Source organism: Echinicola arenosa, from assembly GCF_014841125.1.
GTDB classification, from domain to species: domain Bacteria; phylum Bacteroidota; class Bacteroidia; order Cytophagales; family Cyclobacteriaceae; genus Echinicola; species Echinicola arenosa.
On the sequence record NZ_JACYTQ010000001.1, the window covers coordinates 484,266 to 497,866 of the forward strand.

Consider the following 13,601-nt stretch of genomic DNA (forward strand, 5'->3'; position numbering starts at 1 on the left):
AATGACCATTCAAGAACAAATACTCAATGCCATCAGCGAGGCATTTGATAAAACTTTTAATCACCAAGTAGCTGCTGACAGCCTTACATTACAACCCACTCGCAAGGAATTTGAAGGCAACTATACTTTTGTACTATTTCCATTCCTTAAGGTAACCAGGATGAAGCCAGAGGATAGCGGAGAGAAAATCGGCCAATACTTGGTCGATCACTGTGCTGTGGTGAGTGGCTTCAATGTGGTAAAAGGCTTCTTGAACATTTCGGTCAATGAAGAATCATGGTTATCCGTTTTCCAAAATTTATTTCAAAAGGAAAACCTTGGCCAACTACCTCCCAAAGACCAAAAAGTAATGGTAGAGTTTAGCTCTCCCAATACCAACAAGCCGCTTCACTTGGGGCACTTGAGAAATAACTTCCTTGGGTTTGCTGTATCAGAAATCCTGTCTGCAAATGGCTATGAAGTCATCAAAGCCAACTTGGTCAATGACAGGGGAATCCATATCTGTAAATCCATGGTAGCCTATCAGCACTTCGGAGAAGGAGAAACTCCAGAATCTGGAGGACTTAAAGGCGATCATTTGGCAGGTAAATACTATGTGCTATTCGACAAGGCCTTTAAGAAAGAAATCAATGAACTTGTAGAAAAAGGCCTATCAGAAGAAGATGCTAAAAAGCAAGCCCCTCTTATGCTGGAAGCCCAAGAAATGCTCAGAAAGTGGGAAGCTGGTGATGAGGAAACGGTGACTTTATGGAAAACCATGAACAGCTGGGTATATGAAGGCTTCGATGCTACCTATACTAAAATGGGAGTGAGTTTTGACAAATATTATTATGAGTCAGACACTTACCTATTGGGTAAAAACATTGTAGAAGAAGGACTCGAAAAAGGAGTGTTCTTCAAAAAAGACAATGGTTCTGTTTGGGCAGACCTTACAGCAGAAGGATTAGACGAAAAACTGGTATTGCGCGGTGATGGCACTTCTGTTTACATCACCCAAGACATGGGAACGGCTGACCTGAAATATGAAGATTTCAAAATCAACCAATCAGTCTATGTAGTGGGAAATGAGCAGGATTATCACTTTGATGTATTGTTCAAAATCATGAGAAAGCTGGGCAGACCATACGGCCAAGGACTTTTCCACCTAAGCTATGGAATGGTGGACTTACCTACCGGAAAAATGAAATCCCGTGAAGGAACAGTGGTGGATGCGGATGACCTGATGCAGGAAATGATTGATACTGCTGCAAGTCACACCAAGGAGTTGGGTAAGATTGATGGTTTTTCTGAAGAACAAGCCAAAGAACTCTATGAAATGCTTGGGTTAGGAGCCCTTAAATATTTCCTGCTCAAGGTTGATCCTAAAAAGAGAATGCTTTTCAACCCTCAAGAGTCCATAGAATTCCAAGGTAACACAGGACCTTTCATTCAATACTCACATGCCAGAATTGCTTCTATTTTAAGAAAAGCAGACCAGATTGGCGTAAATTATACAGCAGAAGGTTTTGATGGGCTGTCCCATATTGAAGAAGGAGAAAAAGAACTGATTATCCTCTTGAACAATTTTGAAAAGAAGATTGCCCAAGCTGGCGAAGAACTATCCCCTTCTGTCATAGCACAATACATGTTCGATTTGGCCAAAGAGTATAACCGCTTTTATGCAGAACTTCCTATCTTTAGTGAAGAGAATGAGAAGGTTCGAAGCTTCCGTGTAGCACTTAGTGCGCAAGTTGCAAAAACTTTAAAGTCTGGAATGAAGTTATTAGGTATAAAAGTACCTGAAAGAATGTAAAAAAACTTTGTCTCGTTTAAACACTACGACCAAATTATAGACTTATGAAAAAAATCATGATAATCCTTGCTGCCTTAGCAGTTGTTGCTTGTGAAAGTGCCAGCAAGACTTCTTCTGAAGAAAGTGCAATGGTAGCAACTAATAATATCAATCAAGAAAGCAGCGAGATGGAAAAATCTTTTTATGATTTCACCATGACAGACATTGATGGAAATGAGGTCGATTTTAGTAAATTCAAAGGCAAAAAACTCCTTGTGGTGAATGTCGCATCCAAGTGTGGGTACACGCCACAGTATGAAGACCTTCAAAAGCTGAATGAAGAATATGGAGATAAAGTCACCATTTTGGGGTTTCCTGCCAATAACTTCGGCGAACAAGAACCTGGCACCAATGATGACATCAAAAAGTTTTGTACCAGTAATTACGGTGTGACCTTCCCGATGTTTGAAAAAATCTCTGTAAAAGGAGTGGACAAGCACCCTCTTTACCGATGGCTGTCTGACAAATCCCTTAATGGTTGGAATGACCAAGAACCTACTTGGAATTTCTGTAAATATTTCATTGATGAAAATGGCGAGCTGAAGCATTTCTTCCAATCATCTGTCAACCCAATGGATGACGAAATCATCAAATTGATCGAAGCTTAATTAAAAAACCATAACAGCAGTTTTTTTATATTGAAGACTGCTGTTTTACATACCCAATTTCAGTAGTGGACATCACGCTTTCCAATAAAAAACAAGCATGGCTACATGCCATCAGATTAAGAACGCTTCCTTTGGCACTTGCCAGCATCCTTATGGCCAGCTTTATTGCTTGGTCACATGGCTTATTCAAATGGGAAGTGTTTACTTTAGCTGCACTTACCACCACCCTTTTACAAATCCTTTCTAATCTCGCCAATGATTATGGAGATAGCGTGCATGGGGCTGACAGTGATGATCGGGAAGGTCCAATCAGAGCTGTTCAATCAGGCATCATTCAACCGCATGAAATGAAAAACGCCATGATTCTTTTTGGTGTGCTTTCTTTCATCAGTGGAATAGGGCTGCTATATGTTTCACTGGACAGCTGGATCGTTTTTTTCACATTTATTGGTATTGGCTTATTATCCATTTTTGCGGCTGTCAATTATACCTCAGGTTCCAACCCATATGGTTATATGGGTTTCGGGGACATTTCAGTTTTTATGTTTTTTGGGTTAGTTGGTGTATTGGGAACCTACTTCCTACATACACTCAGTTTTTCTACAAGCCTTTTACTCCCTGCCGTCTCATTGGGATTTTTCAGTGCATCGGTATTGAATATCAACAATATCAGAGACATTGAGTCCGATAAAAAAGCTGGTAAAAAATCAATTCCTGTAAGGATTGGAAGAAAAGCTGCCGTGGGTTATAACTGGGTATTGGTGATTTTAGGGAACATTTCAGTGGCTTTGTTTGCATGGATTGAGAATGCCCCTGGAGGCTTGTTGGCTTTGCTCATTTCTCCTTTAATGTTCAATATCGCCGTTCAACTGGGTAAAAAAACAAGCTCAAGGGAACTGGATCCATATTTAAAAAAAATGGCCATATCCACCCTATTCTGGGTATTGGCTTTTGGCTTGGGCGTGGTGATTTTTTCCTAGAAATTCTCTTTTTAGACTAATTCTTGCTAGTTAGGTTATGTGAACAAATAAGGGGTAATGATTTTAGTTTAAACTCCTTGTTTTTCGTATTTTATGTGTATTCAACACTAAACCATAATTAAAGCAACTATGAAAACCATCTTAGTTCCATTCGATTTTTCTGAAGAAGCAGAGAATGCTCTTGAATTTGCCAAAGGGTTGGCAACCATTGTGCATGGAAACTTAAAACTGCTTCATGTGATTGAAATTCCCACTGCCCAAAATTTCAATACCACTGGTGAAGTGGGACTGGGCGGCGAAGAAATCAACAACATCTTCATTGTAGAATTAGTAGAAAAGAGGAAAAAACAGATTGCTGAAATAAAAGAAAAACACCAAAACCTACCCTACAAATTCAGTACAAAAATGGTTTTCGGCAATCCCTATGCGGGAATCAGCAATGAAGTCTCTGAAATCAAAGCAGATATTATTATCATGGGATCCAAAGGATCCAGTGGCTTGGAAGAATTACTAATTGGTTCCAATACTGAAAAAGTAGTGCGACATGCCAAATGTCCTGTCATTACTATCAAAGGACGTGTACTTCCTTCCGATATCAAGTCAATAATCTTGGCCAGCGACTTTACCGAAGATAATGGAGAAATCATTAAACCTCTGAAAACCCTACAGGAATCCTTAGGTGCCGAATTACATTTGATCAAGGTAAATACACCCAACTCCTTTGAAAACTCAAGAGATAGCAAGGCTAAAATCAAAGGATTTATTGCAGAGCACCAGCTTGACCATGTTACATTTGAAATCTATAATTGTGACTCGGAGGAAGATGGTATCATCCAATATGCCGAAGATAACAATATTGACATGATCGCCATGGCCACCCATGGCAGGACGGGCTTTATGCACCTGTTGAGCGGAAGCATTGCAGAAGATGTGGTCAACCATTCCAAAAGACCGGTATGGACGATGAAAATAAAATAAAGCATGAGCAAAAAGAAAAACAACGACTGGAAAAAAAGAGATGGAGTGGTTTACTCCACCAACGACAATTTTGACTACGATGAATTTGGAGGGGAAGACCTGGAAACACTTCCTCCTCAGCAGCAAAGCCTAAAAGTAATGCTGGATAAAAAGGCCCGTGGGGGAAAACAAGTTACGCTCATTGCGGGATTTATCGGTTCAGAAGAAGACCTAAAGAACCTAGGGAAACTTCTTAAAAGTAAATGTGGTGTAGGTGGAAGTGCCAAAGACGGGGAAATCCTAATCCAAGGCGACCATCGGGACAAAGTTCTGGAAATCTTACAACAACAAAATTATAAAGCCAAGAAATCAGGAGGTTGAAATGAAAAAGGAGTGGTTTAAAAAACCGCTCCTTTTTAAATTAAAAAATTGAACCACAAACTAATTTCACTACAATCCATGGATTGCATTAACTTTTGAGCCACTCAAACTATCTCACATTCAGAAATATTTACGAAGTAAAAACTCAATCTGGATTTAGGCTTTTAGATTTTTTTCTTTATTCCTATGTTTTTTATTTGTAATGATTTTAAATAAGGCCTAATAAATTTTCAGATAATCCAAAGCTTCTGACGCCTCCGTAAATAATATCAAACAACCAAAAAAATTGACTTAAGCTATATTATCAGCGTATTCAATGAAAGAGGCATTATGATTCAATTCAGACTTTTAAGCTTAACCCATAAAACCACTGAAATTGGTAAAAGAGAGCATTTTGCGCTTAATACTGAAGAAGTATTAGAAGTGCTCCATTTAATAAAATCCCTCTCCCCCACAGAGGAATCGCTCGTTCTCTCAACTTGTAATCGAACAGAGATACTTTATGTAGCAGAAAATGACCAGAAACAACAAATCTTAGAATTGATCTGTAAAATCAAGCACCAAGAATTGGAATTGGCAATAAATTCCTTCAGACACCTTACAGATGAACAGGAGGTTCTAAATTACTTTTTCAGGGTTTCTTCAGGGTTAGAATCGCAAATTTTGGGAGATGCACAGATCATTTCACAAATCAAAACGGCCTATCAGTTTGCACAAAAACAGAAAACAGCCGGAACTTATATCCATAGGTTGATGCATGTGGTTTTTAGTGCCAATAAAAAAATAGCTTCCCAAACAGGCTTTAGATCAGGAATCAGTTCTGCACCTTATGCGGCTGTTGATATGATCTCTGAATACCAAAAAATGCTTAAGGACCCAAAAATTGCTATTATAGGTTTTGGAGATATGGGACAAAATGTCACCAGGCACTTACTTTCCAGAGGCAATCAACAACTCACTGTTTTCAACAGAACAGAAAACAAAATTTCCCTTTTCAACAGAAAGAACAAAACCCAAATAACTTATCGATCACTTGAGCAGTTGGATAGCTTAATAGAAAGCTATGACATCATTATTTCAACGCCAAGTGTTCAAAATCCTTTGATTTCAGCTGGTCACTTCTCCTCTCCAATCCACACTTTTAAAGTTTTGGTAGATATATCCATGCCTAGAAGCATTAGTCCTATAGTTACTGATTTACCAGGCATAACCCTGTTTGACATGGACGACATTGGTCAGGTAACCCAGCAAACCATTGAACAAAAGTTGGCCTGTATTTCAGATGTTGAAAGTATCTTGCTTCAACATATGGATGAATTCTTTCATTGGAAACAGGACAACAAAAACCTTGAGGTCATCAGGTCCATGAAAACAGCTCTCCATTCTATTAAAATGGAAGAAATCGACAGGTTTCAGAAACAAGGACAGCCCAACGTTGACGTTGATTATGATAAGATCATGGATGCCATGATTCAGAAAATCATCAAAAAAGCTGTAGTCAATATAAAGTCCCTTCAAAATGAAGAAGAACGCCAACTTTACAATTCCATGATTACACAAACATTTCTTTAAGGAATTATTAATTTTAATCAAAAATCATTTCGATTTTTTGGATAATAACGATAGCTGCTTAATTTTGTGACCATATCATGAGCAGCAATCAAAAATATATCCTTTCCCATTTACTTTTTGCAGTAAAACATACTGTGACTGTTCATCATTTCCATCATTCCTCTTAAGGAGGAATACTATTTACATATCGCCCCAGAGGCTGCGCGATAATTATTTGTACAGCCCGATTGATTCAAAGAATTTCTAAAAGAACTGTTCATATTTGTATCTTTATTTCATGGAAAACATTATTCGTATAGCCGTCCAGAAAAGCGGCCGATTAAGTGAAGACTCATTGCGCCTCATCAAAGAATGTGGCATTAAATTCTATAATGGTACTGGAAAGTTAAAATCCACCTCCACCAATTTCCCCATTGAATTTTTGTACCTCAGAGACGATGATATCCCAGGCTATGTAGCGGATGGAGTGGCAGACCTAGGTATTGTTGGTGAAAATGAACTGGTAGAGAAGGACAAAAGTGTTGATGTTCTAAAAAAGCTTGGTTTTTCGAAATGCCGCTTATCATTGGCCATTCCCAAAAGCCAGGATTACCCAGGACTTTCTTATTTTGAAGGTAAAAACATTGCGACTTCCTATACAAAAATCCTAGGTGACTACTTAAAAAAGAACAAAGTCAACGCTGAAATCCACGAAATCAGTGGGTCAGTGGAAATAGCTCCAAGCATTGGACTCGCGGAAGGCATTTGCGATATTGTCAGCTCAGGCTCTACCCTAATGATGAATGGGTTAAAAGAAGTAGAAGAAATTTTCAAATCTGAGGCCGTCTTGATCAGCCACAAGGGGTTAAATGATGAAAAGATGGCCATCGTGGAAAAGCTTCTTTTCCGCATCAATGCCGTACAAACAGGGAAAAGCAACAAATATGTTTTGCTTAATGCCCCGAATGAATCCTTGGATAAAATCATTTCCCTCATTCCCGGCATGAGAAGCCCCACTATACTGCCATTAGCTGAAGAAGGCTGGTCTTCTGTTCATTCAGTCTTAAGCGAGGATCTTTTTTGGGAGAACATTGAAGAACTAAGGTCTGCGGGTGCAGAAGGTATATTGGTCGTTCCTATCGAAAAGATGGTGCTTTAATTTGAATCATTCTCAAAACAAACACTGATGAGAGTCATAACTAACCCAAGCAAAAGCGAATGGAAAAAAGAACTGGCCAGACCGGTTCAGAAAATGAAGGAAATTCAAAAGATTGTCAAGCCGATTATGCGTAAAGTTAATCGTCAAGGAGACAAAGCTTTGAAAAAATTCGCATTGGAATATGATCATGTAGAAATAAAAGAACTTCTTGTTAGCCGAGAAGAAGTCAATGAGTCATACGAACAAGTAGATCAAAAACTTAAGGATGCAATCTTATTGGCCAAAGATAATATCGAGAAATTCCATAAGGCCCAAGCCACACCTGACCTAACCATGGAAGTCATGGAAGGAGTTACTTGCATGCGAAGAAGTGTGCCCATCCAAAAAGTCGGGTTATATATCCCTGGAGGAACAGCCCCCCTATTTTCGACCGTCCTTATGCTTGGTGTACCTGCCAATTTAGCTGGCTGTGAAGAAATTGTACTTTGCACACCTCCTAACAAAGAAGGTAAAATCCATCCAGCCATACTTTACACAGCTGACTTAATTGGTATTGATAAGATAGTCAAAGTTGGTGGTGCACAAGCTATTGCTGCCATGACGTATGGCACAGAAAGCGTTCCACAAGTGGCCAAAATTTTCGGGCCAGGTAACCAATATGTTACTGCTGCCAAACAATTGGCCACTAAAAAAGGTATCGCCATAGACATGCCTGCAGGCCCATCAGAAGTATTGGTTTATGCAGATGAAACGGCTATTCCTGCTTTCGTTGCGTCGGATCTATTATCCCAAGCTGAGCATGGCATTGACAGTCAAGTGATTCTTGTGGCAAGTTCTAGCAAGGTTGCTGAAAAGACATTGAAAGAAGTAGAAAATCAACTTGAAAAGCTTCCCAGAAAGGCCATAGCCAAAAAAGCTTTGGAAAATAGCATTGCTGTGGTTATGGGCAATCAGGACAAAGCCATTTCTCTAATCAACGAATATGCTCCTGAGCACTTGATCATCAATGTGGAAAATGATGAAGAGGTGGTGGCTCAAATCATCAATGCCGGGTCAGTGTTTATCGGAAACTTTACCCCTGAATCAGCAGGTGATTATGCTTCGGGAACCAACCATACTTTACCTACTTATGGTTTCGCCAAAAACTACAGTGGCGTATCTTTGGATAGCTTTGTGAAGAAAATAACCTATCAAAAAATCACCAAAACCGGCATCCAAAACCTGGGTCCCACTATAGAAGTGCTGGCAGGAAATGAAATGCTAGATGCGCATAAAAACGCAGTTTCTATTCGCTTAAAATACCTAGAAGACAATCAATAAAATGGCTTTTGATTTAAATAAACTTTTGAGGCCTCACATTTTGCAACTGAAGCCTTATTCTTCTGCCAGGGATGAATATTCTGGAAAAGAAGGCGTATTCCTAGATGCCAATGAAAACCCATTTGGGTCAATTACCAAGGATGACCATAACAGGTATCCAGACCCTTATCAGCAGGCATTAAAAAGTAAAATCAGTGAAATCAAAGGCGTTTCATCTGATCAGATTTTCTTGGGAAATGGCAGCGATGAAGCCATAGATTTATTGATGAGGGCATTTTGTAGACCGGGCAAAGACAACATTATCATTTTGCCTCCGACCTACGGCATGTATGAAGTCAGTGCGGATGTAAATGATATCGCTACTAAGCGAGTCAATTTGACTTCAGATTTTCAACTTAAGCCTGATGCTATTCTTGATGAAGTTGATGAAAATACCAAAATCATTTTCATCTGCTCTCCAAATAATCCAAGTGGAAATAAAGTCAATAGGCAGGATATTATAAAGGTAATAGAAGGTTTCGATGGACTGATCGTCGTGGATGAGGCGTACATTGACTTCAGTGATGAGCCAAGTTTCACAACCGAACTGTCCAATTATTCTAATCTTTTGGTCATGCAAACTTTCTCCAAAGCATGGGGACTGGCTTCCTTAAGGCTTGGGATGGCATTTGCTTCGATTGAGATTATCAAGATTCTCAATAAGATCAAACCACCTTACAATATCAGCGGTCTTACCCAAGAAACTGTTTTGGCAGCCATAAGCGATACCAGCAGAATGACCAAAATGGTAGATGAAATCATGGCTGAAAGAGTCTACTTGCAGGAAGCGTTTGAAAAGATGGATCTGATCAAGAAAATCCACCCAACTCATGCTAACTTCTTACTAGTAGAAGTTCCAGCGGCCAAAAGAACTTATGACTACCTGATCGAAAACCAAATCATTGTGAGGGACAGGTCCAAAGTGACACTGTGTGAAGAATGTTTGAGAATATCTGTCGGTACAAGAGAAGAAAATGACCGATTGATTCAAGCGCTTGTACATTGCCCTGTTGATCTCACCATTGCTTAAACACAAATATTCCATTGGCCAAAGGTCATTACAACCATAAAAACAATGAAAAAAGTACTCTTTATAGATAGAGATGGCACCATCATCAAAGAGCCACCAGTTGATTTTCAAGTAGACAGCCTGGAAAAACTGGAATTCTACCCAAAAGCTATCTCAAACCTGAGAAAAATTGCAGAAGAAACAGATTATGAGCTGGTCATGGTCACCAACCAAGATGGGCTAGGCACTGACTCTTTTCCTGAAGATACCTTCTGGCCTGCACAGTTTAAAATGCTCAAAACACTGGAGCAGGAAGGCGTAATCTTTTCTGCCATCCATATTGATAAAACTTTTGAGCATGAAAATGCCCCAACAAGAAAGCCAAGGACCGGGCTACTAACAACCTACATGGAAGGGGCTTATGACTTGGCCAATTCCTTTGTAATCGGTGATAGAAAAACGGATATACAATTGGCCAAAAACCTAGGTTCCAAAGCTATCTTCATCGGAGAAGAAGTCGCAGAAGGAGCGGCTCTTTCAACTACTTCTTGGGATGAAATTTATGAATTCTTAAGGCTTCCAGCACGTAAAGCATCAGTAGAACGCAGCACTTCTGAAACCCAAATCAGCATCGAGGTGAATTTAGATGGTTCCGGTAAATGTGACATTGACACGGGCTTGCCATTCTTTGACCATATGCTGGAGCAGTTGGGCAAACATGGTGGAACAGACTTAACCATTAAGGTGAAAGGTGACTTGCATATTGATGAGCACCACACTATTGAGGATACTGCTTTGGCCCTTGGAGAAGCCTACCTTAAGGCATTAGGGGACAAAAAAGGCATCTACCGATATGGCTTCCTTTTACCGATGGACGATGTATTGGCGCAAGTGGCCATTGATTTTGGAGGTAGGCCATGGATGATGTGGGAAGCTGAATTTAACCGTGAAAAAATCGGTGACATGCCTACAGAAATGTTCTATCATTTCTTCAAATCTTTTAGCGACACTTCCAAGTGCAACTTGAATATTAAGGCAGAAGGCAACAATGAACACCATAAAATAGAAGCTATTTTCAAAGGCTTGGCAAGGGCAATCAAGATGGCTGTAAAGAGGGATATTGCGGCACTCAATCAACTACCAAGTACCAAAGGAGTCTTATAAAAACATCCTTATTATAAAACAGAAAGGCTTTCCTATTTGGAAAGCCTTTCTGTTTTATAATCTGGTTTAACAACAATTACCCTTGAACAATTGCTCCTTTGAGTCCTTCACTCGTCAAGAGTGCTCCGAATTCTCCAATAATTGATTCAGGGACTCCTTTGTTGGTAGCAGCTTTTACTACTGCTTGGATAAACAAGTCATAGTCTTCCGAAGTGACTTTTCCGGTCATTCTGGAATTTACATCTGGATTATGGGCATCAGCCATATTCATTCCGCTGTAAGTAATGTTCGTGGAACCAATTGACTGAGCAAGTAAATCACTAAAGTTTCCTACTAAGGTGTTAAATCCAGATAAATCATTCGCTCCTACTTCTGCCAAAAGCACTGGGAAATAAGGTTTAAGATCAGCAAATTCAGGATCACTGGCTACCAAAAGAACTGTTTCAGTTACTACAGCTTGTAAAGGTAAATAGCCAGCTTCCACCATATTGCCATTGCCATCATCCACCATCACTGTCCCTCCCAATCGGGTATAAAGGTCTATCATGGTACCATCTTCTCGCTGAACAATAGCATCTCTGGTGCCTTCTAACAATTCTCCTACTGGCCCCAAAATATCATTACTACCAAATCCCGCTTCTGTTGCAGATTGTACTACCGCTTGTACGAATAGGTCAAAATCGTCATTATCGATCATCCCATTCATGCGATCATTTTTAGTTGGGTCGTGTGCATCTGCCATGCTCATGCCCGAATAGGTGAAATTCTGTGCTCCGGTAGACTGAGCCAATAACTCTGTAAAATCTTTAACCAATGCTGTAAAACCAGACAAGTCATTTGCTCCAACTTCGGCGAGCAATACATTGAAATAAGGTCTTAATTCGGCATATTTGTCATCAGATGCGATGGTCAATACCGTTCCTTCCACCACAGTTCTAAGGTTTAAATATCCTTGCTCGATCATTTGGCCCTGATTGTTTGGGTCAGCTACCATTGTTTCTCCTCCTAACTTTGTGGCATAAAAGGAGTCGTCCATTACAGGTGGCTCATAATCTTCATAGTCATCTCCACAAGAACTGAAGACCATCACTGATCCAAGCAGCAGGTAAGCCATCAATTGATTTAGTTTTCTCATCATTTCTAAGGTTTATGTAAAAATTATCAGTTAGTAAATATTTTCTCGAAATAACTCCCCAGTTTGTATGTAAGAGAGCTTTTATTAATTGCAGGGCAACTGGCAGCCAATTGCTCCTCGCTTGGCTGAAAAAGAGAAGATTGAAGCGCATATTCATTATTCACCATTTTCACCAAATCATGGGGATTGTGCTTCACCCTATCGTATAAAACAATCATATAATCAGCGCTTAGATTGATCCTCGCATCTCTCATACCTTCTTTTTTTAAAAGATCAATCTTGATATTTTCAGATTTTAGGGAGTCGATGTCTTCATTAAAATCTATTTGACTCATTGCCCAGTTGGGACCTTGAGGACGTTCACTGGTAACCATATAAATATGAATCGCCAGTGTAGCTACCAGTAGTAGTACTATCGATGCCACTCCTATTATAATTTTCTTGATCATGGTTCTTTTCGTTTAAAGTCTGTTTCAAAAACATACGATCCTGACCTATCTATTGGATTACCTGCCTTAAAAAAAAACAATAGGCACATCCAATAATTTGATCAAAGCATTGATTTTTAAAAACTATTTAATTAGTTTTATAACTAAACACTTTTATATGAAACAGTTATTTGCCATCGCGATCATTGTGCTTTTTTCTTCCTGTGGCGGAAGTTTCGATAAAGCCAACCAGTATTTTAAGAACCAACAATTTGGGGATGCCATTTCTGAGTTGAACTGGGTATTATTTATGAAAATGTCAAACCTGGAAGCCCTTCAACTTAGAGCCATGAGCTATGAAGCCATGGAAAAGTATAATGAGGCACTGACAGATTATAAACGAATCACGCAATTAGCTCCAAATGACCCTCAGGCTTTGGCAGGAATGGGAAAAGTTTATTGGGAATTAGAAGAATATCAGCAGGCAGAGAAGCACTTCTTGTTAGCTGCAAAAGAAGACCCAAAAAATGTAGAGCTATTGATTATGCTTGGCCGATCAATGATCAAAAACGAGAATTTCAAATCAGCCGAAGACTTCCTTTATGAGGCAAAAAAACTCGACCCAAAAAATGCCTCCATTTATTTTTATAGAGGAATAGTTCAAGCCCACCTTGGCGATGCCTGGACGGCTGCCTCACAATTTAATATGTATATCATGTACTCTGGGGACAATTTGACGGCCTATTACAATAGAGGGCTGGCCTATATGCGGATGGGGATGGTAGATTGGGCGACAGAGGACTTTGACAGGGTATTAAAAAGCCAACCCAATCATTATAATGCACTTGCCCGAAGAGCTATCTGTCTAATGGACACCAATCCCAGTCAATCCTGCCGAGACCTGAGATTGGCCGCAAAGCACGGGAGTGAATTCGCCAAAGAAAACCTTGACAAGTGCATGTGAGTCTAAATTCTAAAGACATTAACCTCTTACTTATACTTAAAACAAAGTGTAATTATTGAGCAATTTCACTTTTGT

13 protein-coding genes are annotated in these 13,601 nt (G+C 39.5%); 11 read left to right on the forward strand and 2 right to left on the reverse strand.

From position 1 onward, the window contains the following. Window position 1 precedes the first annotated feature (1 nt). The 10 genes from argS to hisB all read left to right on the forward strand — a co-directional run bounded on the left by argS (window position 2) and on the right by hisB (window position 10,999). Complete coding sequence (gene argS / locus IFO69_RS01800) at window positions 2-1,792, forward strand: arginine--tRNA ligase (RefSeq protein ID WP_192007408.1); 1,791 nt, start codon at window positions 2-4, stop codon at window positions 1,790-1,792. Between the two features lie 44 nt (window positions 1,793-1,836). Continuing rightward, entirely contained in the window at window positions 1,837-2,439 is a 603-nt protein-coding gene (locus tag IFO69_RS01805) for a glutathione peroxidase (RefSeq protein ID WP_192007410.1), read from the forward strand. A gap of 65 nt (window positions 2,440-2,504) precedes the next feature. Further along, window positions 2,505-3,419 carry a 1,4-dihydroxy-2-naphthoate polyprenyltransferase gene (locus IFO69_RS01810; RefSeq protein WP_192007412.1) on the forward strand — a complete coding sequence of 305 codons (915 nt, stop codon included), beginning with the start codon at window positions 2,505-2,507 and terminating at the stop codon, window positions 3,417-3,419. 129 nt (window positions 3,420-3,548) lie between these two features. After that, window positions 3,549-4,397 carry a universal stress protein gene (locus tag IFO69_RS01815; RefSeq protein WP_192007414.1) on the forward strand — a complete coding sequence of 283 codons (849 nt, stop codon included), beginning with the start codon at window positions 3,549-3,551 and terminating at the stop codon, window positions 4,395-4,397. Window positions 4,398-4,400: 3 nt separating this feature from the next. Further along, window positions 4,401-4,757: a translation initiation factor gene (locus tag IFO69_RS01820; protein WP_192007416.1), complete on the forward strand. Its 357-nt coding sequence runs from the start codon at window positions 4,401-4,403 to the stop codon at window positions 4,755-4,757. 330 nt (window positions 4,758-5,087) lie between these two features. After that, on the forward strand, window positions 5,088-6,329 hold the full coding sequence (hemA, locus tag IFO69_RS01825; protein WP_192007418.1) for a glutamyl-tRNA reductase: 1,242 nt from the start codon (window positions 5,088-5,090) through the stop codon (window positions 6,327-6,329). A gap of 277 nt (window positions 6,330-6,606) precedes the next feature. Beyond that, window positions 6,607-7,467 carry an ATP phosphoribosyltransferase gene (gene hisG, locus IFO69_RS01830; protein WP_192007420.1) on the forward strand — a complete coding sequence of 287 codons (861 nt, stop codon included), beginning with the start codon at window positions 6,607-6,609 and terminating at the stop codon, window positions 7,465-7,467. A gap of 27 nt (window positions 7,468-7,494) precedes the next feature. Next, entirely contained in the window at window positions 7,495-8,787 is a 1,293-nt protein-coding gene (hisD, locus tag IFO69_RS01835) for a histidinol dehydrogenase (protein WP_192007422.1), read from the forward strand. Between the two features lies 1 nt (window position 8,788). After that, complete coding sequence (gene hisC / locus IFO69_RS01840; RefSeq protein WP_192007424.1) at window positions 8,789-9,856, forward strand: histidinol-phosphate transaminase; 1,068 nt, start codon at window positions 8,789-8,791, stop codon at window positions 9,854-9,856. 45 nt (window positions 9,857-9,901) lie between these two features. Further along, entirely contained in the window at window positions 9,902-10,999 is a 1,098-nt protein-coding gene (gene hisB / locus IFO69_RS01845; protein ID WP_192007426.1) for a bifunctional histidinol-phosphatase/imidazoleglycerol-phosphate dehydratase HisB, read from the forward strand. Window positions 11,000-11,075: 76 nt separating this feature from the next. Here hisB and IFO69_RS01850 read toward each other — a convergent pair whose 3' ends face one another. Together IFO69_RS01850 and IFO69_RS01855 are read right to left on the reverse strand one after the other, a co-directional pair. Then, window positions 11,076-12,137 carry a globin family protein gene (locus IFO69_RS01850; RefSeq protein WP_317173405.1) on the reverse strand — a complete coding sequence of 354 codons (1,062 nt, stop codon included), beginning with the start codon at window positions 12,135-12,137 and terminating at the stop codon, window positions 11,076-11,078. Window positions 12,138-12,160: 23 nt separating this feature from the next. Next, window positions 12,161-12,583: a heavy-metal-associated domain-containing protein gene (locus tag IFO69_RS01855; protein ID WP_192007428.1), complete on the reverse strand. Its 423-nt coding sequence runs from the start codon at window positions 12,581-12,583 to the stop codon at window positions 12,161-12,163. Window positions 12,584-12,740: 157 nt separating this feature from the next. On the opposite strand from IFO69_RS01855, the gene IFO69_RS01860 reads away from it, so the two are divergent. Further along, window positions 12,741-13,526: a tetratricopeptide repeat protein gene (locus IFO69_RS01860; RefSeq protein WP_192007430.1), complete on the forward strand. Its 786-nt coding sequence runs from the start codon at window positions 12,741-12,743 to the stop codon at window positions 13,524-13,526. Window positions 13,527-13,601: the final 75 nt, after the last annotated feature.